The 24,045-nt window shown below is 44.4% G+C and carries 25 protein-coding genes; 12 read left to right on the top strand and 13 right to left on the bottom strand.

Translation table 11 applies throughout. The features are described 5' to 3' along the window. Window positions 1–235: 235 nt before the first annotated feature. Window positions 236–3,106 (bottom strand): diguanylate cyclase, encoded by a 2,871-nt coding sequence (locus tag QT979_RS11420; protein ID WP_333210939.1) that lies wholly within the window; start codon window positions 3,104–3,106, stop codon window positions 236–238. 516 nt (window positions 3,107–3,622) lie between these two features. Between QT979_RS11420 and QT979_RS11425 the strand changes: the two genes are divergently transcribed. From QT979_RS11425 to QT979_RS11445, 5 genes are all read left to right on the top strand, one after another. Further along, window positions 3,623–4,306, top strand: coding sequence for a methyltransferase domain-containing protein (locus QT979_RS11425; protein ID WP_333309958.1), 684 nt, complete (start codon window positions 3,623–3,625; stop codon window positions 4,304–4,306). Window positions 4,307–4,629: 323 nt separating this feature from the next. After that, window positions 4,630–5,175 carry an RNA 2'-phosphotransferase gene (locus QT979_RS11430; RefSeq protein WP_333210942.1) on the top strand — a complete coding sequence of 182 codons (546 nt, stop codon included), beginning with the start codon at window positions 4,630–4,632 and terminating at the stop codon, window positions 5,173–5,175. 71 nt (window positions 5,176–5,246) lie between these two features. Then, window positions 5,247–6,455: an AAA family ATPase gene (locus QT979_RS11435; protein ID WP_333309961.1), complete on the top strand. Its 1,209-nt coding sequence runs from the start codon at window positions 5,247–5,249 to the stop codon at window positions 6,453–6,455. Between the two features lie 584 nt (window positions 6,456–7,039). Further along, entirely contained in the window at window positions 7,040–9,250 is a 2,211-nt protein-coding gene (locus tag QT979_RS11440) for a PAS domain S-box protein (RefSeq protein ID WP_333309963.1), read from the top strand. A 26-nt stretch (window positions 9,251–9,276) separates the two neighbouring features. Beyond that, entirely contained in the window at window positions 9,277–9,570 is a 294-nt protein-coding gene (locus tag QT979_RS11445) for a TIGR03792 family protein (protein WP_333309966.1), read from the top strand. A 180-nt stretch (window positions 9,571–9,750) separates the two neighbouring features. Here QT979_RS11445 and QT979_RS11450 read toward each other — a convergent pair whose 3' ends face one another. From QT979_RS11450 to QT979_RS11480, 7 genes are all read right to left on the bottom strand, one after another. Beyond that, window positions 9,751–10,071: a type II toxin-antitoxin system RelE/ParE family toxin gene (locus QT979_RS11450; RefSeq protein WP_333309968.1), complete on the bottom strand. Its 321-nt coding sequence runs from the start codon at window positions 10,069–10,071 to the stop codon at window positions 9,751–9,753. After that, on the bottom strand, window positions 10,068–10,262 hold the full coding sequence (locus QT979_RS11455) for a hypothetical protein (protein WP_333309971.1): 195 nt from the start codon (window positions 10,260–10,262) through the stop codon (window positions 10,068–10,070). The genes QT979_RS11450 and QT979_RS11455 overlap by 4 nt, the downstream gene beginning before the upstream one ends. A gap of 124 nt (window positions 10,263–10,386) precedes the next feature. Continuing rightward, entirely contained in the window at window positions 10,387–10,551 is a 165-nt protein-coding gene (locus QT979_RS11460) for a hypothetical protein (RefSeq protein ID WP_333309973.1), read from the bottom strand. 83 nt (window positions 10,552–10,634) lie between these two features. Continuing rightward, window positions 10,635–10,913, bottom strand: a complete 279-nt coding sequence (locus tag QT979_RS11465) for a hypothetical protein (RefSeq protein ID WP_333309976.1) — start codon at window positions 10,911–10,913, stop codon at window positions 10,635–10,637. A gap of 93 nt (window positions 10,914–11,006) precedes the next feature. Next, on the bottom strand, window positions 11,007–11,447 hold the full coding sequence (locus tag QT979_RS11470) for a hypothetical protein (protein ID WP_333309978.1): 441 nt from the start codon (window positions 11,445–11,447) through the stop codon (window positions 11,007–11,009). Between the two features lie 346 nt (window positions 11,448–11,793). Further along, window positions 11,794–12,132, bottom strand: a complete 339-nt coding sequence (locus QT979_RS11475) for a hypothetical protein (RefSeq protein WP_333309980.1) — start codon at window positions 12,130–12,132, stop codon at window positions 11,794–11,796. Window positions 12,133–12,188: 56 nt separating this feature from the next. Continuing rightward, window positions 12,189–12,458 (bottom strand): hypothetical protein, encoded by a 270-nt coding sequence (locus tag QT979_RS11480; RefSeq protein ID WP_333309983.1) that lies wholly within the window; start codon window positions 12,456–12,458, stop codon window positions 12,189–12,191. A gap of 261 nt (window positions 12,459–12,719) precedes the next feature. On the opposite strand from QT979_RS11480, the gene QT979_RS11485 reads away from it, so the two are divergent. Beyond that, the gene (locus QT979_RS11485) at window positions 12,720–14,126 is read left to right on the top strand and encodes an NB-ARC domain-containing protein (protein WP_333309986.1); all 1,407 of its coding nucleotides are present in this window, start codon (window positions 12,720–12,722) and stop codon (window positions 14,124–14,126) included. Window positions 14,127–14,131: 5 nt separating this feature from the next. Here QT979_RS11485 and QT979_RS11490 read toward each other — a convergent pair whose 3' ends face one another. Together QT979_RS11490 and QT979_RS11495 are read right to left on the bottom strand one after the other, a co-directional pair. Next, entirely contained in the window at window positions 14,132–14,458 is a 327-nt protein-coding gene (locus QT979_RS11490; protein ID WP_333208113.1) for a hypothetical protein, read from the bottom strand. A gap of 158 nt (window positions 14,459–14,616) precedes the next feature. Next, the gene (locus QT979_RS11495) at window positions 14,617–14,868 is read right to left on the bottom strand and encodes a hypothetical protein (RefSeq protein WP_333309990.1); all 252 of its coding nucleotides are present in this window, start codon (window positions 14,866–14,868) and stop codon (window positions 14,617–14,619) included. Between the two features lie 81 nt (window positions 14,869–14,949). Here QT979_RS11495 and QT979_RS11500 point away from each other — a divergent pair, with 81 nt between their 5' ends. Beyond that, window positions 14,950–15,426: a type II toxin-antitoxin system antitoxin SocA domain-containing protein gene (locus QT979_RS11500; RefSeq protein WP_333164858.1), complete on the top strand. Its 477-nt coding sequence runs from the start codon at window positions 14,950–14,952 to the stop codon at window positions 15,424–15,426. After that, window positions 15,407–15,841: a hypothetical protein gene (locus tag QT979_RS11505; RefSeq protein WP_333309993.1), complete on the top strand. Its 435-nt coding sequence runs from the start codon at window positions 15,407–15,409 to the stop codon at window positions 15,839–15,841. The genes QT979_RS11500 and QT979_RS11505 overlap by 20 nt, the downstream gene beginning before the upstream one ends. Before the next feature lie 487 nt (window positions 15,842–16,328). Here the strand turns inward: QT979_RS11505 and QT979_RS11510 are convergent, their stop codons facing one another. Next, the gene (locus QT979_RS11510) at window positions 16,329–16,496 is read right to left on the bottom strand and encodes a hypothetical protein (RefSeq protein ID WP_333210959.1); all 168 of its coding nucleotides are present in this window, start codon (window positions 16,494–16,496) and stop codon (window positions 16,329–16,331) included. 144 nt (window positions 16,497–16,640) lie between these two features. On the opposite strand from QT979_RS11510, the gene QT979_RS11515 reads away from it, so the two are divergent. The 4 genes from QT979_RS11515 (at window position 16,641) to gmk (ending at window position 21,659) form a co-directional block, all read left to right on the top strand. Further along, window positions 16,641–17,477: a hypothetical protein gene (locus QT979_RS11515; RefSeq protein WP_333210961.1), complete on the top strand. Its 837-nt coding sequence runs from the start codon at window positions 16,641–16,643 to the stop codon at window positions 17,475–17,477. A 164-nt stretch (window positions 17,478–17,641) separates the two neighbouring features. Next, a complete protein-coding gene (locus QT979_RS11520) occupies window positions 17,642–19,744 on the top strand; it encodes a M3 family metallopeptidase (RefSeq protein WP_333309996.1) in 2,103 nt (700 codons plus the stop codon). 1,000 nt (window positions 19,745–20,744) lie between these two features. Next, on the top strand, window positions 20,745–21,011 hold the full coding sequence (remA, locus tag QT979_RS11525; RefSeq protein ID WP_333309998.1) for an extracellular matrix/biofilm regulator RemA: 267 nt from the start codon (window positions 20,745–20,747) through the stop codon (window positions 21,009–21,011). A 78-nt stretch (window positions 21,012–21,089) separates the two neighbouring features. Beyond that, the gene (gmk, locus tag QT979_RS11530; RefSeq protein WP_333210966.1) at window positions 21,090–21,659 is read left to right on the top strand and encodes a guanylate kinase; all 570 of its coding nucleotides are present in this window, start codon (window positions 21,090–21,092) and stop codon (window positions 21,657–21,659) included. A 10-nt stretch (window positions 21,660–21,669) separates the two neighbouring features. Here the strand turns inward: gmk and QT979_RS11535 are convergent, their stop codons facing one another. Together QT979_RS11535 and iscB are read right to left on the bottom strand one after the other, a co-directional pair. Further along, window positions 21,670–22,389 carry a hypothetical protein gene (locus QT979_RS11535; protein ID WP_333310000.1) on the bottom strand — a complete coding sequence of 240 codons (720 nt, stop codon included), beginning with the start codon at window positions 22,387–22,389 and terminating at the stop codon, window positions 21,670–21,672. A gap of 87 nt (window positions 22,390–22,476) precedes the next feature. Next, on the bottom strand, window positions 22,477–23,760 hold the full coding sequence (gene iscB / locus QT979_RS11540) for an RNA-guided endonuclease IscB (protein WP_333210970.1): 1,284 nt from the start codon (window positions 23,758–23,760) through the stop codon (window positions 22,477–22,479). Window positions 23,761–24,045: the final 285 nt, after the last annotated feature.

A 24,045-nucleotide genomic window follows, 5' to 3' on the forward strand; every position in this document is an offset into this window, starting at 1 on the left:
AACCCCTGCTCGATTAGCTTGAATTGTTGCTCATCAATCCCGGAGTGAATTAGGCGCTGGTCTTTTGGTTTGTCTAAGGTTGCTGTCATGGCACGACCTCGTTTAACTATTTTATAGTAATTTGAATTCGCCCAACTTTGGAATCACATTGGTATGGTGCGTCTGACACAAAAAAATTGTTTAAATCGAAACGATAGATTTCTGACGCACCATACAAGTGGATTTAACTATTATATTATCCTTGAAATGTGGCAACCGAAACCCGATCGCGCCCTGCTTCTTTAGCCCGATAAAGTGACTCATCGGCCATCGCAATTAGCTCCCCCGGCTGCGATTTCGCCCCCGGAATGCAGCAAGCTACACCCAAACTCAGCGTCACATATTCGCTGACAGCAGACTTAGCGTGAGCTATGTGCAAACCCCGCACCTGTTGTGCGATCATTTCAGCTACGCAAGTGGCACCTTCAATATCCGTATTCGGCAAAACTACTACAAATTCTTCTCCACCGTAACGCGCTACTAAATCTGCCGCTCGCTTTACCGAATGCTGGATCACCCCCGCCACTTGCCGCAAACATTCATCCCCCGCTTGGTGACCATAAGTGTCGTTGTAAAGTTTGAAATAATCAATGTCGCACATAATTAAAGACAGCGGTGCTTCTTCCCTAGCCAAACGCCGCCATTCCGTATTGAGGTATTCATTAAAAGAGTGGCGGTTTCTTACCTCAGTCAAACTGTCGTAATTTGCCAAATACTGCAAGGCTCGATTCACTGTTTCTAACTGCTGTTTCTGCTGCTGCAACTGACGGTTGAGCTCCGCCAACTGCTGTTCGGCTGAGTGCGATCGCAACAAATTTCTCACCCTCGCCAGCAATTCCCTCTCGTCAAAAGGTTTTGAAATATAATCGTCAGCACCCGCATCCAAACTTTCGATCCGAGCGTCCATCCCCGATCGCGCTGTCAAAAAGATTACCGGAGTAGATTTCAATTCTGGCGTGTTCCGAATCTCCTTGAGCAAATCCAGTCCGTTTTGTCTTGGCATGATTTGGTCGCTCACAATCAAATTTGGCTGCAAACTTTTGGCTCTTTCTAAACCTTCAACGCCGTCCATCGCCACAGCGACTCGATAGTACGGAGTTAATAAAGTTTGGAGGTAAGCCAGCAGAAAATTGTTGTCTTCTACTACCAGCAACAACGGTAATTCTCTACTGTCACTTGTTAATTGTTCCAGATAATTTTTGTCGTCAAAACTGTTAGGTTCCGGCAGCGTGGCCTGGGGTGTGGCCGCCCGGATATTTCCCGAACCCCACTCTCCGGAGCCGAATCCAGTCAGTCCAGCCAATTGGGCGATCGCCCTCACCAACTGATTCGCTTCCACCGGCTTCGACAAATGCCTCTGAAACCCCGCCTCCAGCGCTTCGGCCGAATCTTCTTCCTCAGTGCCTCCCGTCAGCGCCACGGCTGGCAGCAGTTCCCTGTGCTCGGACATTTCCATTGCTCGGATGCGGCGGATTAAATCGCCGCCGTCGGCTCCCGATACCGTCATATCGCTGACCAACACGTCGGGGCGGGACTGTTGCAACTCCGCCATCGCTTCGGCGGCGCTACCCACCGCTGTTACCTTGGCTCCAAATGCTTCGAGGCCAGTTTTGAGAAATTGCCGGATCTCGGCGCTACTTTCCACCACCAGGACTTGCTTTCCCGCTAGGGGTTTGGAAACCGATCCGGGTCTGCTTTCTCTTTGGGCGATCGCAGCAGTGTGATCGTCGGGTGCATTTTTGTTGGCAATCGGTAGCAGCACCCCAAAGGTCGCCCCCTGACCGATACCGGGACTCGAAGCCCAAACACTTCCCCCGTGCAGTTCCACCAACTGCTGCACAATTGAGAGCCCCAGCCCCAGCCGATTTTGTTCCTTGGTCTGGAAGTTGTCTGCGGGGCGGAAGTAGTCAAAGATGTGCGGCAGAAATTTCGGATCGATGCCACAACCGCTGTCGCTGACCTGAATCAAGACGCCCGACTCAGTAGGCTCGATTCGCACTTGAATTGGGTATGGTGTCGCTTCTGGGGTGAATTTTATGGCGTTTGCAAGGAGGTTCCAGACTACTTGCTGCAAGCGTTCTGCATCTGCCAAAACATAGGTGATGGCGGGGTCGAAATGTTTTTCTACGCGGAGGTTTTTGGCATAGGCGGCGGGACGGAGGGTGTCAATCGCAGATTCTATGATAGACGGGAGGTGAACTTGCCCGATGTTCAGGCACATTTTCCCTCGCAGCAACCGCGAGAGGTCGAGGAGATTGTCTATTTGTCGGTTTTGTAATTTGGCGTTGCGCTCGATGATTTCCAAAGCGTGGCTGGTGGTGGCTTCGTTTAAATTGCGCGATCGAGCTAGCTGTGCCCATCCCAAAATCGCACTCAGGGGCGATCGCAGTTCGTGGGAGGCGATCGCCAGAAATTCGTCTTTTGCCCGGTTGGCTTCGGCTTGGGCTGCTTCAACGGCTTTGCGATCAGTGATGTCGAATCCGATCGCCAAATACTGATAGGGTTTTCCCTTACAGTCCAACAGTGGAACTACTGCTGCGTACACCCAATAATCACTTCCATTCTTGGCTTTATTCTGAATATCTCCTTGCCAAATTTCACCTTTGGCAACTGTTGATAGCAGATTGTTGATGATTTCCGAAGATTTATATTCCGAATGGAGGATGCCGAAGTGGCAGCCGATGAGTTCGGCTTGCGAATAGTTGGTGATTGAGCAAACTCGTTCGCTGACATAGTTGATAATTCCTCGCGCGTCCGTCCTCACCGCAAGTGTCGATCGGTCGATCGCTCTTTTAAAATCTAAACATTCTTGTAGCGACCAATCTAGTTCTTTTGTCGTAGAAATTTGACCGAGCCGATCGGACGCTTTTTGTTGCTGGCGATCGGGCTTATCCTTACTCCGTTGTTGGATTTCCATTGCTTCTATCTTCCCCTGACGGCTGACACCTAATCTACTCGCATCCTGATTCATTATCACAATTTTCTTTCCCGCACCGGCGGGTGTAATATTTTGTATCTCTTCATCTTCCTGAAAAATTGGCAGGCACCACATCCACTCGGGAGTCACCTTAATTTTTGTTTATAGTTGGCTAAAGTTTGTCAATCTGAGGACTGATTTTTTCATGTCTAGCCGATCGTCGGTTGGTGGCTCATTCCTTTTTATCTGGTATCTTTTATATTTTACTAAGGGGAATCACTGAGAATTTTATGGTGTGGATCACACACCGACAGTTGCATTCTTGTTTGAAACGGGTATCATAACCGTCAACTTTTTGCTCACAATTACTCCTAGTATCTGGCACAAAGTCTCGTCTTCGGCAGGCTTTCGCCTCTGTGGCATTCTGCCTCATCTGCACTGAATGAGATATATGTGGATGGCTAGACAGTTCCCAAATCAGGGGCGGGTTTGGGCGCACAAAGTCCCTATCTGGCGATCGTCCCTAACTTCTTTTAAATTATTTTCTTCAACATCTTGACAAGCCTGTATATTTTTTGTATTATAAAATGTAATATGCCTTCAGAGAAGAGAATCGGCTAACTGCCTTGACGCACTCAACTATTAACAATTTGAGGAAAATCGTCTGTGAATTTAGACGCTGTACGCGAGCAATTTGAACAAAGAGCCTTTGATTATGACGGCTTAATTCCCCGCATCATTCCGCGCTATGGCGAGCAACACGATGTAATATTGCAGTTAATCCCTTCTGAAACTAATGGTAACATAAAAGTTCTGGATTTAGGTGCGGGAACTGGCATACTGTCGGCTATGATTCTGCAAACATTTCCTCAAGCAAAAGTCCTAGCCTTTGATATGGCCCAAAATATGCTGAAAACTTGCCAAACAAACTTGTCCGCTTTCCGAGAACGGCTGACCTTGCAGCAAGGAAACTTTGCCGAAGATGATTTCGGCAGCGGTTACGATTTGGTAGTTTCAGGCTTGGCAATCCACCACCTCGACAGCCCAGGTAAACAACAGCTATTTCACAAACTTTTTCACTCCCTGAATCCAGGGGCAATCTTGCTAATTCGAGATATTGTGACAGGTGCTACTCCCCGGCTGACTGAGCAATACGAACAGTTGTGGCGGCAGTACATGAAAGCTAACGGAGAAGACGATGCAGCCTGGTTTCAAAAATATCGAGAAGAAGATATTCCCTCCTCTGTTGAAGAGCAGACAAAGTGGCTTGCAGAAGCTGGTTTTGCCGACGTAGGATGTCACTGGCGCTATCTAAATTTTGCTGTTTTTGGCGGAGTTATCCCAAGGTAAAAAGCATTCGGCAGAATGCAGAGTTTTTGATAATTATCAAAAGATAAATCTAGTGAAAAATCGCACAATGAAAACTTTTTCATTACCGGACGCAGAACCTAATTTTGTAGGTTCTTAATGGCCACTTTACCCCTCTAATTCGTGCGTAAAACCATTCATGTTTTGCGATATGAATAAGTTTCAACAAACCTGTAGAGGCGGGTTCACTCAAGCGCTCCCTGGCAGTGCCAACAGATTCAATAAACCCGCCCCCACCGCACAATATAACCCGCTAGTGACATTTGGTAAAATGTGATTTAAAAGTAAATAAATAAAGTAAAATCATGAGCGATTCTCGCTTAGTCAAAATTAGCAAATACCTGAGCAGACATCTGCGCCACGCGCCAGGGCGCATCGGCGTTGAACTCAATACAGGTGGCTGGCTTCCTGTTAGCGAACTCCTCGATGCCTGCCAAAAAAATAAATTTCCTGTTCAGCTTGCAGAACTCAAAAAAGTAGTAGCGGAAAACGACAAGCAGCGCTTTTCATTTGACTCCACAGGCACTCTAATTCGTGCTAATCAAGGACACAGCGTAGAGGTTGACTTACAGTTAGAACCCGCTGTTCCCCCGGATATTTTATATCACGGAACAGGTAGCACTGCCGTCGAGTCTATTCTCAGTCAAGGAATTAGGAAAATGTCGCGGCATCACGTTCATTTGTCCGTGAATATCCAGACGGCGCGCCAAGTAGGTGCAAGACATGGCATCCCGGCAGTCTTTACTGTAGATGCCGCAGCCATGCAACGCGATGGTCATACATTTTACTGCTCGGAAAACAAAGTTTGGTTGGTAGATTTTGTGCCGCCAGCTTATCTCAAAATAAGTTGATAATTTTCACTTTTTTTGTAGAATGTGTACCACAAAAGCAGTAAAATAAGAGTAAGTAGGAGTTTTGCCAAATGAGTGCAGAAGATATGGGCGATCGCGAAAACAATTTTCATCAAAACAATTCTCAAAATAGAGGTCTGCTAGGCTCTGGTTGGCGACCTTTTTACCGTCAATTTGATTGGGAACACCTGGTACATTTAGCGTCTAGCGATCCCTTAGAACTAGCTCAAAAAACTTTAGGGGTAGCTAGCGACCTTGCCGACGCAATGGGACGACACCAATATACTTGGTGGGCAAATATGTTAAATGTATTCTCGGAAAATACTCGCTACGAAATTGATGAATTTTGGGATTACATTACTCCGCAGCCAGTTTACCCGGATTACCGCTACAAAGACGTTTTAGTTACCGAAACGCCTGTGGTGCAATTAGTCAGCCGCGCTAGCATTCCCATCGACTACGTTCTCAACAAACTCCAAGAGATTACTGTTTTCAAAGTTCTGGATTTGCTAGGGAAACCGGATGCAATTACCCAGTCTTTTATGGAGCGACATTTTTCTTATCCCCCAGAGCGGTTTGTTAGCTGGGAACGCTTGGAAGTTTTGGGTACTGTTTATGCTTCTTGGGTTCGATTCGGCTGCTGGCTACAAATTGACAGCTACGACAGGGGAAGACGCTGCTACACTCTAATTTGCCAAGATATTGCGCCTCTCGTTAGCAAGGCAACTTACAATTTAGCGGTGATTCTGGGCGGGTACAAAAGCCGCGTCGGACAGGTTCACAGCCAGTTCTCAATTCGCACGTTTTCTGCAGAGGTTCAAAGTTTTACCGATACAGTTCAGCAGGCAATTTTGGATCAAAATCAGTTGGCTGTTTTGGTTAGTGGCGAACCGGGCACGGGCAAAACTGCTTGGACGCAAGCGGTAGCAAAGGAAATTTTAGTGCCGCTGGGTTATGTGATTTTTATCTTAGACCACGATGCTGTGGAAAATTTTGTGCCGCCGAGTTATTTAGAGCGGATTTGTATTATTATCAATGAGGCTGATAATTTGGCTCAAGATCGATCGACTGCTGAAGCCCAACGCACTAACAAAACTGAACACATTTTGAGTTTGCTGGATGGAACGTTGTATCAAAGCGTTATCGACGAAAACGGCATTCAATTTCAGCAAAAACTCGTAGTTTTGATGACTTGTAACACGACGGAAAGATTAGACCCTGCAATGTTACGGAAAGGGAGAGTGGATTTTACCAGTGAATTTACGCACAAATTTGTTTGAGCGCTCTCTTGCATTCTCAAGCTATTTGGCGATCACACTGGCTACAGGATCTCATACCATGTTCGATGTGGGATTTTCAATTAAAGAATTGGGAATGACTGAGGAAGCTCATGGTTTGGCTCACGGGCCTACAGTTGCATTCTTTTGGGAACTTGTCTAAAATACCCAACAATCACTAGGAAATCTTCTGACTCTCAAAGTGTGGGGGAAAATTTCTTGAGTACCTATAGACCCATTGGTGTCACCAATCGTCTAAAACCCTTTGTATCTCTCGTTTTTGGCCTAGTGTCGCTGCCATGTTGCGCCCCGGAATAGTCGGGGCAGGCAAGAGATCACTCCAGTCTCCTCCAACGATTCCGGGGGCGCCGACGTGATCTATGCCTCATCGTCACAGAGCAGGCGGGCACTACCTTTAGCCTTAAGCTGATAGCAATGCCTATAGACATATCCCCATCAAAAATGATATCAATGATGGGTGATACCCTCTAAGGGTATTGTCCGAGAGAGCAAATCAGGGGAAAACAGCATTTTTGGTGTAAAACAGAGTTTTTCAAACTTGACAGCTATGGAGGAAATCCCAAACCGTGCAAACTAAGCCAGTTCAGCAAAAAAGTCAGGGACTGGGAAGGTACGTTGACGGGAATGTCCCTATCGCCCAACAACCCGCAGAGGCAGCAGTGTCGGAGAGTAAAGAGCGATTTCGGCGGTTTGTGGAGCGCTCCGCCGAAGCCGTGGCAATGGTAGATTGTGAAATGCGCTATCTGTCGGTTTCCCGTCGCTGGGAAACAGATTGCGGGTGGGGCGACGGCGAGGCGCTCGGCCGCTCTCATTGGGAACTGTTCCCGAATCTCCCGGAATATTGGGAGCAAAATGCCCAGGCTTGTTTGACAGGAGTTTTGGAATATAGCGAGTTTGTGGCAGGGCGATCGATCGCATCTGTATCAGGAAAAACCGCAAGCGGCTCTGTCAGCAAGTCGGTAAGATGGGTATTTCAGCCTTGGAAAAATAACGAAGGTGCGATCGGCGGTTTGATTTTGTTTGCATCTAAGATAGGTGAGGCTCCCGCTCAAACCAATTGCTATAATAAATTTCAGTCCGAGGTTAAAAGAAAGCAGTTAGAAGCAATACCACAACTAACTCAAATTGCCCTCGAAAATGCTGCTGATACAATCTTTTTTAGTACCTCCGACGGTCAAATTTGCTACGCGAACAAAGCCGCTTGCCATCTTTTCGGCTACTCGGAATCGGAACTGCTAAACATGAGAGTTAGCGACATCGATTCGCATTTGCCCGCATCGGATTGGCGAGAACACTGGGCTCAACTAAAGCAGCAAACCAACCTGACTTTTGAAACCAGCTACAAAACCAAAGACGGCGCCAGTTTTTCCGTCGAAGTTAAAGTCAATTATTTAGAATACGGCGGCTGCGAATACCGCTGCGCGATCGCCCGCGACATTTCTGCTCGCCTCGCAGCAGAATCAGCGCTCGTACAGGCAAAAGAGCAACTTCAAGCCGTTTTAGACGCCGTGCCCGGATTAGTTTCTTGGGTAAGTTCCGATTTGCGCTACTTGGGAGTAAACCGACATTTAGCTAGCGCTTATAAAATGCCGTCCGAACTATTTATCGGTCAAAAAGTAGGTTTTTTAGATACAAGTCCCACATTTAACGATTTAGTATACGATTTCTTTGCCAACCATAAAAAGAAGACATCTCAAGAAGTAACAGCGAGCATCAGAGGAGAAAATAAAACTTATCTAATAGTAGCTCAAAAATACCATAACAATACGGCGGCGGTATTTGTGGGATTGGATATTACAGAAAGCAAACAGTCTCTTTTAGCTTTGCAAGAATCAGAAGAACGCCTGCGACAACAAGCGTCTAAATTAGAGCAGACGCTGTTAATTTTGCAGCAAACTCAAACTCAACTGATTCAAACAGAAAAAATGTCATCTCTGGGGCAGTTAGTAGCAGGAATAGCGCACGAAATCAACAATCCAGTTAGTTTTATTTCTGGCAATGTCAGCCACGCCACTGGCTACATTCAAGAACTGCTGCGAACGATCGACCTTTACCAAAAGTATTATCCCCATCCCGTGCGGGAAATTCAAGATTTGATAGAAGAATTAGACTTAGACTTCATCAAAAAAGACTTGCCAAAACTGCTAAATTCCATGAAAGTCGGTTCGGAAAGGATTCGCGATGTCGTGCGATCGCTCCGCTTGTTCTCGCGTACCGACGAAGCCCAAATGAAGCCTGCTGATATCCACGAAGGTTTGGACAGCACTTTGCTGATCTTGCAAAATCGCCTGCAAGCTAAAGGGGGACGACCGGGAATTTCTCTAGTTAAAGAATACGGGGATTTGCCGCCAGTTCGCTGCTATCCGGGACACTTAAACCAAGTGTTCATGCACTTGTTGACAAATGCGATCGACGCTTTGGAAGAAGGGGGGAGAAATTCCGAAAAGTATGGTAAAGTTCAAAATCAGTCTTACTTGTCTTCAGCCCGGTCCAACTCTGAAATATTCAATCCCGAAATTCGGATTCGGACTTCCCTGGTAGGGGAAAACGAAGTTGCGATCGCCATTAGTGACAATGGCCCTGGCATGACTGAAGAAGTCCTCGACTGCATCTTTGACCCTTTGTTTACCACTAAATGTCCAGACACGAGCACAGGTTTGGGTCTAGCAATATCCCAGCATTTAGTAGTAGAAAAGCACGGTGGTAAATTGCACTGTGTTTCGCGTCCGGGTGAGGGAACTGAGTTGATCATTAAAATTGCGATCGGCAACGATTAATTAGCTATTTACAAATAGGAAATAAGATGGTAATTGAGTGGCTCAAATTTAAAGTACCTCAAGAAAAGTGGGAGCAGTTTATTCAGCGAGATCAGGAAGTTTGGACTGAGGGACTAAAAAATTGGGACGGTTTTTTAGGCAAAGAAATTTGGGTAGATCCGGTGGAAAATGAGGTGGTGATGTTGATTCGCTGGGAAACTAGGGAGAAGTGGAAGTCTGTGCCACAAAGTACAATAGATGAGTTGGATGCCCAAATGGGGGATTTGCACATTGCGATCGCCGAAAGTCGCGAATATCAAGTTCGCAAGTTTTTGCATTAGTTAGTCAGCAGTCAGTTGCTCGTGGTAATTTTTGAAAGATTAATCATGCGTTTTACCTTGATTGTACTGCAGAGATCGATTTGGTATTTGGTGTGAAGGGCGATCAAGCTGGGTACAATCATCGCAGTGTTTGGTATCTGGTGTTAGGAGCGATCGCCCTTGATTGACTATTTCATGCGATTACTCTGGCGGTTCATTACCTAGAGGGGCTTGACGGCGGTGACGAACGTGTATTATTGCGACGGTATCGCCCTCCACCACAAACAGAATTCGATAGGTTCTTCCTTTACCAACCCACAGTTGTCGAATTTCCCTACCAATGATGGCAGCTTCGGGTGCAACTGAGCAACGGTAAGGAAACTGTTCCAGGGATGCGATCGCATCTTGGAGGTCGTAGTACCACTGATTTGCGGCATCAGCACTCAGATAATCGCACATCCAACGGTAGGCGTTTTCAATTTCTTGAAAGGCGGGTGGTTGGATTAGGACTTGATAACTCATAGACGAGGGGGGATGTTGAACTGCTGCTGTAGCGCTGTCATAGCTCTCTCGGCTGGAATACCTTCACCTCGATCGAAGCTTTCAAGTCCTTTGCGAATGCCGATGATAGCTTCGAGGTAGTCGATACGCTCTAGCAGTTGTTCGTAGGTATTAAGTTGGGGGTTTGGAGTGGATTTTAGCGATCGTACCAAACTGAGAAGATCCGCAAGCAGTTCGTCAGGGGTGCTATCTATTTCTTGGATGAGGAGTTCTTTGATGGTTGGTCATCGCGGCATCTCACGAGGATTGATACTTTGATTGTAACGGCGATCGCTATTAGTTTTGATGGGCGATCGATCTTGGTAGAATCATCGCAGTGTTCGGTATTTGGTGTGAAGGGCGATCGATCTTGATGCGTGAGGGGCGATCGATCTTGGTAGAATCATCGCAGTGTTTGGTATTTGGTGTGAGGGGCGATCGCAACTCGTACAATGATCGCATTGAAATAGTGGAAATAGAGCAGATTGTAAGTGGAAAAAGAGGTTGGGTAACACCAGCGTCAACCCAACCTAAAAGTGAGGGCGCTACAGCGAGAGAGCTACCGATACAGCAAGACTGACAAGGCTTGGATATGCAGCTTTAATTTCTCTTTTCCCCCATCTATAACCATCGTTGTGAGGATCGGAGAAGTGAACATCCTCAACATCTCCATTTCTTGAGTATTTTACAGTCCAGTGTGGATACTCACTGCTTTGCCCCGCTCTTCTCAACAAGTAGGCACGAGCATCATCACGTACCTTGTATTCGAGCTCATAACCTTCATCATCAGAAAAACCTGCTGATTGCCAACTAGAATATGCCATTTGTTCACCTCTATACTTTATTCTGGTTTATACAGGTGCATGCACCCCAAACGGATACTTAATCGAATGCAAAGAGTTTGTTGTACAGCTTCACTATCCTCTAATTGCTTGTTCTGTCATTCTCTCAAACTCATCGCATTTGTTGATAAGGGTTTGCACAATTTTGATGAAATAATTGATATCCAGTAAACTGATCTCTGCATTGTGCATTATCGAAAAAACCTGCCTTCCATTAATTTCCTCTAAACACCAAAAACCAGTTTTATACTTACTACTTTCCTTAAGAAGATATGACGAGATTTGATGAGGAATATAATCAAAACTATCAAATTTTAAACCGCTCGGGCAAGAAAACTCCAAGGTTGTGTCGTATCTCAAGATAAACACTGTCTGCGTACTTCCCGAAGCCATGTTAAATTTTATGATAGCATTGTTAGAGTTGATGTCAGCAATTCTCCAGCCAATTTGATTGCAATATCCTCTGACTGTTACCTGAAAGTTGTTAGACGAAAACAAGTCTTTTTCAATTGCCATATGCTACTCCTCAAGTTAATGATAATTATGACTTTAAATTACATTACAGTAGATGCCTGATTTGCGGGTCAGGGATAATCTTGCCAGTTGTGCTAAGCTGTTCACCATTTAAATCTCAGAGGCTATCTAGACCAGTAAAGGGTTTCAGGCTCTGAAATACGCAGTTTAAATGCTAAACAGCTTAGTTTTGGCTAAACTTTCTCAGCATTTAGATTAAGCTGTGGAGCATTTAAACCAGTAACGAGGCTAGTAGGGTGCGTCAGCTAGAACCCTTACGCTGAAACGGAAAACCTTAGATGCTGACGCACCTTACGCAAGTCCTTTAAATGCCGAACAGCTTAGGTGTCTAAACAAACCATTTAGTATTGGCTGTTTCACCTCCTATACCTATATCAACGCGGTAGGTTTCTCCAGAATATTTAAATTCTCTCCGTGCAGCAGGTATATCTCCATTACCGCCGTAACTTGTTGCTCTATTGTTTCCGAGCCAACTAATTACTTTATCTACAGTACGCTCAAAATCATCATGAGCTTTTCTAGGCAGTTCTGATTTCCCTTTACTTTTCAACCCTTCAACCACAGCGACAGCTTCGCTATAAGTTGGGGGCTGAGAAAATGCTTTGTCTGATGTAGCTAAATTATCTGTATTCTTCTGCAATTGAGCATAGAACCTATATGTACCCATGTCTTACTCCATTAAATCGACTATAATTAACGATCACTTTCATTCAGCAAAACTTCCTACCAAAGAGGTCTCGCCCCAGAAATAATTTGCTGGATGTCATAATCAGATAAGTCGTATACCCTACCTTGCTCGTCTCTAAAAGTAGCACCTTGACCAGTTTCTCCAACCTTGTAAATATGAATGTGATCTTTGTCAGCTTGTTTATCACTTAAACTTGAGCGAGCCATAAGAATATCGGTACACTTACCCTTGGTGTCAAATTGATATTTGACTTTGTAAGAACCTTTATTCTCCCAACTATTGGCACCAGGATACCACTTACTCATTGGCGTAGTTTATTGAATAATTTTGATTTTAGACTTGAGACCAGGGTATAAAACGCCAAGAGTTTAATCCCTAAATTAACGTTTTAATACTTATCCTATTTTCGTTTTTGTTAAAAATTTTGTCTAGCCAAAAATGCTGGATTTTGTTGGCAATTTTGTTGGCTACTCCAACTCGCCTTATGTAAAAAATGTTTGTAAATGCCAGAAAATGTTGGAAAATGTTAGGTATAATACGAAAAATCACAACATCGACGATACTGCATGAATCTTAAGGAAGTGTTAAAAATGGCTGACGAGATGGTATTTGCCAAAACTGGTCAGCACCTCGATAACTTACAAGAGGCAATTCTGCGAGGTACCATGCAAGGTGAAAAATACACCAAAATTGCCGAGGATATTCACTGTAACGAAAGTTATGTTAGGGATGTTGGCTCAAAGTTATGGCCGATACTTTCAGAAGAGTTGGGAGAAGATGTTAATAAAATAAATTTTCGATCGGTAATAGAGAGATTGCAAGTCTCGATAGTTTCACATTTGGAACAGCATCACAACAAAATTGGTAGTTTTAACATCTGTGGAGAAACTTTACACCCGCCAAATATCCAAAACTCACATCCACCCAATCAGGAAACAGCTAACGCAAAACCAACTAAAACTTCACATCAAGATTTAAGCGAAATGCCGGAGTTGGGTAATTTCTACGATCGCACCCTCGAACTCCAAACCCTCACAACCTGGATTCTACAACAAAACTGCCGCCTCATCACCCTCACTGGTATCAGCGGCATCGGCAAAACATCCCTAGCAGTACAACTCGTACAACAAATCAAACACGAGTTTGAGTACGCAGTTTGGTGCACCCTAGACGAATTCCCTACCATCGATAAATTTCAATCTAACCTAATACAGCTTTTTTCCCAGTCAGAAAAACAAGATTCATCCCCAACAAACGAGAAACGCTTACCGCTGATTAAGTATTTGCAAAAGCATCGCTGTTTAATAGTCTTAGATAACATTCACAACCTTTTCTGTAGCGGCGAATTGGCGGGAAAATATAAACCACAATACGAAGAATATCGCTCTTTATTCAAACAGATAGAAAAATTATCCCATCAAAGTTGCTTTCTGCTAATCGGTTGGGAACCGCCGAAAGAAGTTCCTCAACTCACCAGCGAAAATACTCCCATTCGTACTTTACAACTCACTGGCTTAGACACCGCAGCCGCCGGAGAAATTCTCAGAGATAAAGGATTAGCAGAAATCGATAACTGCGAAGCACTCATTCACCGCTACCAAGGCAATCCGTTATGGTTAAAAAGCGTGGCGACTTTGATTCAAGAGTTGGGAATCGGCGCGACCGAGTTATTAATAGATGATACCATATTGTTACCAGAAGATTTAAAAGATGTTTTACACGAGCAGTACGATCGCACTTCCGAACTCGAAAAACAAGTCATGTCATTGTTGGCGACAGAAAACCAGCCAGTCAACGTCGCCAAATTGCTACAAAACGGACAAATATCATCATCAGATTTGCTAAACGCCTTGCAATCTCTATCACGGCGCTGCTTGATAGAAAAAGAAGCAAGTCTTTACACTTTGTCACCTGTACTGAAGCAGTATATCAAAACTCGACGATCGCACTTAACAAACATCGACAGTGAATAAACATTTCAAACAACACCGCTTGTCAACTCTTGTTTCCTCAAATTCGGCAACAATGCCAAAACATCCAAATACCACCACCAACGCTGAGGTGTAATCTCCTCAAATTTGCGCTTCTGCATTAAATCCACAAATCTCGACAACTCCTCATAAAACTCCCTTGCTTGTTCAACTAACCGTCGATCGGCATTTGCTAATAAACCTTTCTCTTCCTCACTCAGTTGAGATTCAACTTTTGCCAACTCATCTCTAAGTTGCAACATTTCTAAATGTTCAGCCCCACTCACATCAGGAAATTCAACCATTACACAATAGTTTTTTACCAAAGTATTCATAACAAATCCTTAACTAAACCTACATAAATAAACATTGAATTAGCCAGGTAGCTTTCCGGTTCCTTTGGAGGAAAAGCCGTTTCTAAAACTCCATCCAAGCCCATCATTACCCGCCATATTGTGTTATTTACACTGCTGGTAACTGTCGGATAAAACGTTTATCCGTAGACATACACATAAACTTTAGCATCAGCATCCCTGACAATTAAACTAATAACTCCATTATATTCTTCAATGGTCGCATCCGGCCCTAAATGACCTAAATTAATCCTTTTGAGTAAATGAGATATTGCTTTTCCATGTTTCCAGAAAATTCCGTCTCTCACCCGCTCAATTGCCTGCACAATCTCTAATTGCCTACCTTCATCAAAAATCAACTTTAACCTTACCTGAGAAAAAGTTAACTGCAAACAAACATATTCTAACCTATAATATTTAACTGTTAACAGTCTGTGCTATCATAGAATACAAAACTTATTGAGTCGAGTTATATGACCACAATAACTACAGTCACAACAGCCTCAAAACTCGCTGATTACTACATCTGGTTCGCGAATGATGTAGGCTCCTATCTCAGCAACCACAAGCTACAAAAACTATTGTACTATGCCCAAGCATGGTATTTAGCCTTTGAAGATACACCGCTTTTTGATGAAGATTTTGAAGCTTGGGTGCACGGGCCGACTATCCCGGCTTTATTTTATGAATACAAAGAACAATTTGACTGGAAGCCAATTCTGAAAGAAGTCGAAAAACCCGAATTTCCCGAAGAAGTACAAGAGTTTTTAGACGAGTTATCCGACGAATATTTCTTTTGCGATGCCTATGAGTTAGAATTGATGGTGCGCCGCGAAGACCCTTGGATTAATGCTAGAGGTGATTTGCCAAAAGATGAACCTTCTCATGCTATTATTACCAAGGAATCAATGAGAGAATTTTACAAAAGCCGTGTCATCGAAGAAAATTAAGAAAGCAGATATACGCCGCCAGGAATCTTTATCTCGCATCAATCGTCTTGATGTAAAAATACCGGAAGGAGTTAGTTTTTCTTTCAGGTATTATCAGGATGATAAAGATAAGTTTTCACTAGGCGGTAGAGATGCTAAGTATCTAGCGTCTTTACTGAGAAGGCTGCGCGATTTGTCACAATTGAACGCTCAAGAAATTATCAACAATCAAAGTAAAAGCCTGCGCTGTCATGGCATAGTTTGGAAAAATACTACTGAACCTAATGGCTTTGGGATTCCCAATGAAGATATCCTAATCAATATCCCCTACCAGTTTCAAATATCTGCTAATGAATACGGCAGAGTGCATGGATTTTTTAGTGAAAATGTTTTTTATATTGTCTGGCTAGACCCTGACCACAATCTTTACAGTTGAAATTATAGCCGCAGGAAGAAGGAAGAAGGAAGAATGCAATCCAAACAACTGATCTCGTGCTTAAGATGCGAGACTTCTTGAAGAAGTTGGGAATCTCAAACAGTCCGGGACTCACTCCGACTAAATAAACCGGGTTTTTTACCTGATCAGGAGGCTGCGACGAAGTATTTTTGTAAAAAAACTTGGTTTCTGAACCCCATGCGTCCAGGACTAATTTTAAGAAAATTTTGCATAGAGAGCTGAAATAAAATTAACGCTTAAAAAGCCTACTCCTAGTACAAGAATGATAAAGATACCGATACTGAAAATAGACTTTAGCCGATCGCCAATTCCGGGTTTTTCTGAGTTCATTGGTCAATTTTTGCAGTAAATTTGAGAGGGACAATTCAGAAATAGTAGATTATACCAATGGGCGAACAAAAATGCAACTCCCGACAACCTCCAAACGACGATCGCCCTGAGTAGGTCGCATTTTTTAACTTTTAATCTAAAATCTAAAATCTAAAATAGTCTTGGGCATTTTTCGGTTAGCCTGGGCAGCTATTGTCGATCGCCCGAACCCGATCGCGCTAACTCCTGTAAAATAGAGAGCGCGTTGGGGCGAACCTTTTAACAGCCGGAATTGGGCGCGATCGCCACAGGCTCCCAAATACATAATAATATGGCAGTCATCCTTAACTTACTCACAAAGGTAAAAATAGAAGAGTGCCAAGAAATAATCTAAAACATATAACTGAAAAAAGGATAGAAATCGATGCTCCACCCAATCTCGCAACCTTACCCACAACGAGTAAATACTATGACCCAAAGAGCCGTGCGGAAGCCAAAACCCTCTGTTGCAAACCACTTGAGGCAAAGTTTTCCTCAAAGACACTGGCTGGAGCTGGCAGAGTACGCCTCTCTGGCGGCCTCTGGTGTGGGTTCCCTGGCGGTGGCAGTGTCGGGTCAAGCTTTTTACGGGGTGGCTCCCCTAACTTTGGCTTTGTCGCTGAATGTTGCTAACCGGTATCGATTCGAGCAGCAAGTGCGGGTGCATCAAAATTCGGAAATGGCCCAAGTCCAAAAGTCTGTCAATAAAGTCGAAAAAACGGCGGTGACGGTAATTGTTAAATTACGCAAGCAGTTGTCAGCAGATATTGCAGCGCTGCGCCAGCAAATGGCTGCCATGCCTAGGGCTGAGGGCTTTGAGGAGTCAATGGACATCCAGCGGCAGTTGGTGAGTTTAGGAGAGTCTGTAGCTTCTTTGCAAGAAATCGTGGCCTCTGCTGTGCTCGATGTCCGCCAGCAGGTGAGCGCACAACTACAAGATTTATCGATTGGCCAACAGGCGAATCTCCAAGCTGTGGAAGAGGCTATAGAGCAACTGCAAAGCGCGACGCAAGGCTTGACAGAAACTTCTATCACCAGAGACGACTGGGAAGTAGTAAATACTAGATTTTTGGAAATCCAGAAAGTCATGGCCAATTTGCAAAGCCAACTGCTAGCTCCCGCGCACCAATCGACTGCGGATTTGTCTCTGGTCCAAGCTCAAATCCACCGTTTGGAACACGAGCAGCAAGAAGTTGTCAAACCTCACCTCAAGCGCTTAATCTCAGTTGTCAAGGAGTTGCAGCACACACCAGAGAATCGTCAGTAGTCATAAGTCAGCAGTCATTAGTCATCAGTCATAAGGAAGATTTTTTGACTCTGAGATTCTGCGACTCACGCCCGATCGAGTCCTACTTTTTCGACAACTGTGTTAAAAGATTAAAAGCTAATCTGTCTAGTTCACCTGTTTTCAACCTGTTACAAGAAAAATCAATGACTGCAACCGTAACTATTGCTGATAACCCGTTACTAATCGGTCAAGGATTGCCTCCATTTGACGCGATCGAACCAGAACACGTAGTCCCCGCTGTTACCCAACTGCTGACCGAACTAGAAGCCTCGCTAGCTGACTTAGAATCGTCTGTAGAACCGACTTGGAGCAACTTAGTAGAACCATTGCAGCGACTCGGAGAGCGTTTAAATTGGAGCTGGAGCATTGTCGGACATTTGATGGGTGTGAAAAATAGCCCGGAATTGCGATCGGCTCACGAAACAGTGCAGCCGGAAGTAGTAAAATTTTGGAGCAAGCTCAGTCAAAGCAAACCGCTTTATGAAGCTTTTAAAGCACTGCGGGCTAGCGAAAATTGGGACAGCTTAGAGTCAGCTCAAAAGCGAATTGTCGAAGCCGCTCTCCGAGACGCCCAACTCTCCGGCGTCGGTTTAGAAGGCGAGCAAAAAGATCGTTTTAATGCCATTCAATTAGAATTGGCCGAAATTACTACCCAATTTTCCAATCACGTCCTCGACGCTACCAAAGCATTCAGCATCACCCTCACAAACAAAGACGAAATTGACGGTTTGCCACCGAGTTTGTTGAGTTTAGCAGCTCAAGCCGCTCGCAGCGCGGGCGAAGAAAATGCGGATGCCGAAAACGGCCCTTGGCGGATTACTTTAGACTTTCCGAGTTACGGCCCTTTCATGCAGCACAGCACCCGCAGTGACTTGCGCGAAAAGTTGTACAAAGCTTTTATCGGCAGAGCAAGTAGCGGAGAATTGAATAACTGGCCGTTGACCGATCGCATTTTGGCTTTGCGTCAGGAAAAAGCTGCTTTGGTCGGGTTTAGCAGTTATGCCGAATTGAGCTTGGCGAGCAAAATGGCTCCCGACGTGACAGCAGTGGAAGCTTTGTTAGAAGAATTGCGCCAGGCTAGTTATGATGCTGCTGTCAAAGATTTAGAAGAATTAAAAGCTTTTGCTGCCGAAAAAGGCGCGGCGGAAGGTGGAGATTTGAAGCACTGGGATATTGGTTTTTGGTCGGAACGGCGTCGGGAAGAAAAGTTTGCTTTTAGTGCCGAAGAATTGCGACCTTATTTTGCTTTGCCACAGGTATTAGAGGGGTTATTTGGATTAGTAAAACGCCTGTTCGGCGTGACAGTAACTGCGGCGGACGGTCAAACTCCTGTCTGGCACAAAGATGTGCGCTATTTCCAAATAAATGATGAAGCAGGAAATACGATCGCCAATTTCTATTTAGACCCCTACAGTCGCCCCGAGGAAAAGCGCGGCGGTGCTTGGATGGACGAGTGCGTGGTGCGCGCTAAATTTGTGGAAGCCGGAAAGACAACCACGCGGTTGCCGGTGGCTTATTTGGTGTGCAACCAAAGTCCTCCGGTTGACGGCAAACCGAGTTTAATGACTTTCTTGGAAGTCGAAACTTTGTTTCACGAATTCGGTCACGGTTTGCAGCATATGCTGACAACGGTAGACTATCCGGGGGCTTCGGGCATTAATAATGTTGAGTGGGATGCAGTGGAATTGCCCAGTCAATTTATGGAAAATTGGTGTTACGATCGCGCTACTTTGTTCGGGATGGCAAAGAATTACGAAACCGGGGAAACTTTGCCGGAACACTACTACCAAAAACTGCTAGCAGCGCGCCACTACATGAGCGGCACCGTCATGCTCAGGCAAGTACATTTTAGCAGCGTTGACATCGAATTGCACCACCGCTATCGATCGGGTGGCAGCGAAACTGTGGCCGATGTCCGCAACCGTATCGCTAAAACTACGACTGTTTTGCCTCCTCTGGAAGAAGACGCATTTTTGTGCGCTTTCGGACACATTTTTGCGGGCGGGTATGCGGCGGGGTATTACAGTTATAAATGGGCGGAAGTGCTCAGCGCGGATGCTTTTGCGGCGTTTGAGGAAGCTGGTTTGGAAGATGAAAGTGCGATCGCGTCTACAGGTAAGCGCTTCCGAGATACAGTGTTAGGATTGGGCGGCAGTTTGCACCCGATGGAAGTGTTTAAAACTTTCCGGGGACGCGAACCGAGCACTAAAGCTTTGTTGAGACACAGCGGTTTAGTTGCCGCTTAATTAAGTGTGGAATAACTGGGGATTAATGCGGGTGAATTTATCTGCATTAATCCCTTTTTTTTGTTTAATAAGATTTATACATACATATCCTGTATGTTTAGGGTGCGGTGTGCATGAAGTCTTACCGCTATAATTCATATCAAATCCGGTAGCATCGGAATTATTCATCTCTCTGTTCTCTCTCTGACTCTGTGTTCTCTGTGTCCTCTGCGGTTTAATCATTCCAATTCAACCGGAATTGATATCATGCGTAAAACCACTTTTTGCCTAACTTGTGCTGAATTCAAAATGTTTGTAGTAAAAACTAAAATATTCAGATTTTTATACTAATTCCCCCATTTTTGCTAGCTAGAATCCTGCGACCATCTGTAGGAAAAAAGCACTGCAATTTCCGGCGCGAGACTAGGCAAATTTTCATAATAGTTATAAAATTGATAACTCTAACCACACTTTTTTTATTTGTATTAATAGGACTAAAGTCCTCACTAAAAACCACTTTTATTGGTATAACACGATCCAAGAAATATCTGTAGTTTGACACATCATCCCCAATCTTTTGGTTAAAAATCGGGCAGAAAGTGCGTTAGCGAAGCCCTCGAAGAGGATCGCCAGCAGCTTTTAGTTTAAGTTGAAGGCTGATAAAACCAGCATTGGCGAATATTTGCTGTCATCGATCACTGATTATACTTAAGTTTCCCTTTCCCTAAAATTAAATTTATATTTCGCAACATTTACGGTTTTTTTCTCGATACAGCTAATGCTTTTATTTGCAACTAAAAATCGACGCTTTTACCGAATCTTTAAGATAGAGTGGCAACAGCGAGCTTTTTTTAAATTTTTGATAAAGAACCGGGTACTCGGCGTCAAAACGGTAAAAATTTTAGGTAGAAACTAAAAAAATTAGTTGGGATTAATTTGAGGATTGTAATAAAAAATATTTGTATATATGATAAAAAGTAAGGATTGATAGTCAATCGTTCACCTACAGATTAAGAATTTCATGGATATTCAATTAATTAATATCGGTTTTGGTAACATTGTGTCTGCTAATCGAGTGATTGCCATTGTCAGTCCAGAGTCAGCGCCAATTAAGCGGATTATTACTGATGCGCGGGAGCGGGGACAACTGGTTGACGCAACTTACGGCCGCCGCACGAGAGCGGTAATTATTACAGATTCGAGTCACGTCATCCTCTCGGCGATTCAGCCGGAAACGGTTGCTAATCGTTTTGTGGTGAGCAAAGACGGTTCAGGTCGGGATGATTGAGGTTTGTCAGTTGCAATTTGAGCGTTTACAGTCTAAAGTAAGCGGAAACTTAAATTGTTACACGTTTCTATTCTCAAAATGAAATCTGGTAAATTAATTGTTCTGACGGGGCCTAGCGGTGTAGGGAAAGGCACCTTAGTACGATCGCTCCTCAATCGCCATTCCGAATTGTATCTTTCGGTATCGGTGACAACTCGTGAGCCCCGTGAGGGAGAAATTGAGGGACAGCACTACTATTTTGTCAGCCGCAGCCACTTTGAAAAAATGGTTGAGGCTGGAGAGTTGGCGGAATGGGCCCAGTTTGCCGGTAATTTTTACGGTACTCCTTATTTTGGTCTCAAGCAAGGAATTGGTGAGGGAAAATGGGTAATCCTCGAAATTGAGTTGGAAGGGGCTAGGCAAATTAGGAATAATTTTCCAGAGGCGCTGCGAATTTTTATTTTACCTCCTTCTTGGGAAGAATTGGAACGGCGGCTGCGGAGTCGGGGTCAAGATTCCGAAACTGCGATCGCCCGTCGGTTGCTGCGGGCTAAAGAGGAAATTGAAGCGGCAGGGGAATTCGATTTCCAAGTTGTTAATGACGAGTTGGAAGTTGCTTTGAAAAAGCTAGAATCAATACTTAATTTGGTTGAGCTTTCAGGTAACTAATGACTAATGACTAATGACTAATTACCCATTTCTCCGTCCTGGCTAAAACTTCGCTACTTTGTTTGATAGCAACACAAACTTTTAAATTCAATTCCAGAATATTCAATGAAGGCGAAATTTTTCTCAACGGTTCAATTTCGCGAGCAGAACAGCCCAACATTTCCATATAAGCTAGCGTCCAGCCAATAGCTGCAATGTCCCCTACATTGCCTTCTCCGGCGCAAAGGTAACAATCCAATTCGCCCTCGGGCCCACACTCAGGACAAACCCAATTGCCCAGTTGTGAATTGGGCAGATTTATGCGGGAGGCGGATGCAATTGTTAATGCTTTAATATGATTTTGAACTACTTGTTTAAAACCTCGGTTTTGGTCGCTGCGGTGGTCGGAATTACCGTGCGATCGCCCGATTGCTACTGCTTGCTGTTGTGGCGAAGCAACAGAGGCTGTTTGGTTCTCCCTGGTTACTCTAGATTCGCCTAGATTCGCAGTTAGCTGAATACCATAGTCTTTCGACTCTTCAGTCTGAGAGTGGTTGAGTGCGCTGGAGGAATCGGGTTCGGAAGTTGTGAAGGATTGTTCTATGCGATCGGCAAAATCTTGCATTGAGAGGTGATGTTCGATCGCCAAAGACCAAGTTCTTTTATGTCGGAGGTCGCCATATTTTCTGGCTTCTTCCTCAGTAATGCCGATCGCCGCCGCCTCTTGGCGCAGCACATTCATCGAAGTCATAAAAACCTCGCGGTAGCTTGGAAACCCAGTGGCTTTAGCCCTGGGAGGAAAAAGGACACGGGATACTTTAGTATCCCGTCAACAGTCTTAAAATCCATAATTGTACCCATCCTTTTGATGAATAGAAAAACAATATTTGTGATTGATTCCTTCGACTAATCCTTGGGCTGTTGACACATTAAAACTGCCAGATGAGCGGACAGCCACTCTGCCCGTATAAGTACCCATCTTTTTGCCCGAAGTAACAACGGCTTTTACAATATCCCCTGTCTGGAAACCCTTAACAAACTTAAATCTAGGAACGTACCTAGAAGGAAATCCCAATTTATCCGTGCGGCACATTTGCCTTGAACCATGCCCCGTCGCTTTGATATTTAAAGGCTGATTCGTTGATACGGAAATTTCAGGTGTATTGCCTACGCAAGCAGCATCAAAGAAGTGGGTTTTTGGCAGTCCCAGCCGTATGCGATTGAATTTAGTCAACCCGCCAGAACCTGCAATAATCTCTTTACCTGTCGCTTTTAAGCGATTAAATAAAGCCCATCGAGTCGAGTTAACAGCAGTGGCATCCTTCAACGGACGCTTAGCTTGTGCCACGATTTTTTTCAAAACATCGGTTTTTTTTGCCAAGAATATCTTGATGTCTTTAGTCCCTTTTTTTGTGTTGCAAGGTTCGCAAGCTAAGCACAGGTTAGATATTCTATTAGTTCCGCCCGACGCTCTAGGATGAATGTGTTCAACTTGTAGCGCTACATTCTCTATGCCACAGTAAGCGCACCGCCTATTCCATTTAGCAAGAAGATACTCGCGGACTTCGTAGCCTTGCAGCTCTCCTTGTTGATACTCAATCCCTGAAATCTCCGGGTTTTCCATTTTTTGTAAATCAAACCTAACCAATTCCTGAAAAATCGTCTTAACGGGTGCAAGCTTTGATAGTTTGTTGACCCAAGTTAAAGTCGTATCTACTCGGTGTTGGAGGCTGGGAGCTAACCAGGCTTTGGATCTAGTTCGGTTCAAAAATCTCGCTTGGCGATACCTTGTCTGCCGACTTCTGCGGTTGCGCCGCAGAGAACGACGCGACTCTAGCAATGCCTTGATCGTTTGCCCGCGATGGGTTAATTCGGCTACCCAGATCAGATTGGAATTCAGAAGTAGACCAAACCCAGTAACTTTTGAACCGGGGTCAATCTTTAAAGTGACAGGCTGTGGGTCTTGAGCTACCTTTTTTTTCAAAATTATAGTGAAAGGATAAAGCCTGAAAACTTTACATTTGCCAACCTTTAACAGTTTGCGTGCCAAAGATGGTTTGCATGGTGTTAGTGGTTTGCGGTTAGCATCTAGAACGAAAACGTAATTTGGTTGGATAGACATTGTTGTGTCCCTTCGATTTCTCGTAAAGTTCGCTTTGCCAATGTTATAAGGGCTTTTTACGCTTGCAACACTATTCCAGTGACCTTAGAATTGTTTAATTGCAAACAACAGAGCGGAAAACTAGCGTCGCATTTTCCGGTGTTTTGACCCCCATAACGTAGCCAGTTAAGGCTTAGGCGGGTAAGCACGGCTTCAGTTTATTTGCTGAAGCCCCGTGTCTTTAGACCGGGGTTGCTTACTGTATCTGATATCATTAGTTTGTTTGCAGTTAAAATTACGATCGCC

This window comes from Microcoleus sp. w2-18bC1 (genome assembly GCF_036700365.1).
Classification (GTDB): Bacteria; Cyanobacteriota; Cyanobacteriia; order Cyanobacteriales; family Microcoleaceae; genus Microcoleus.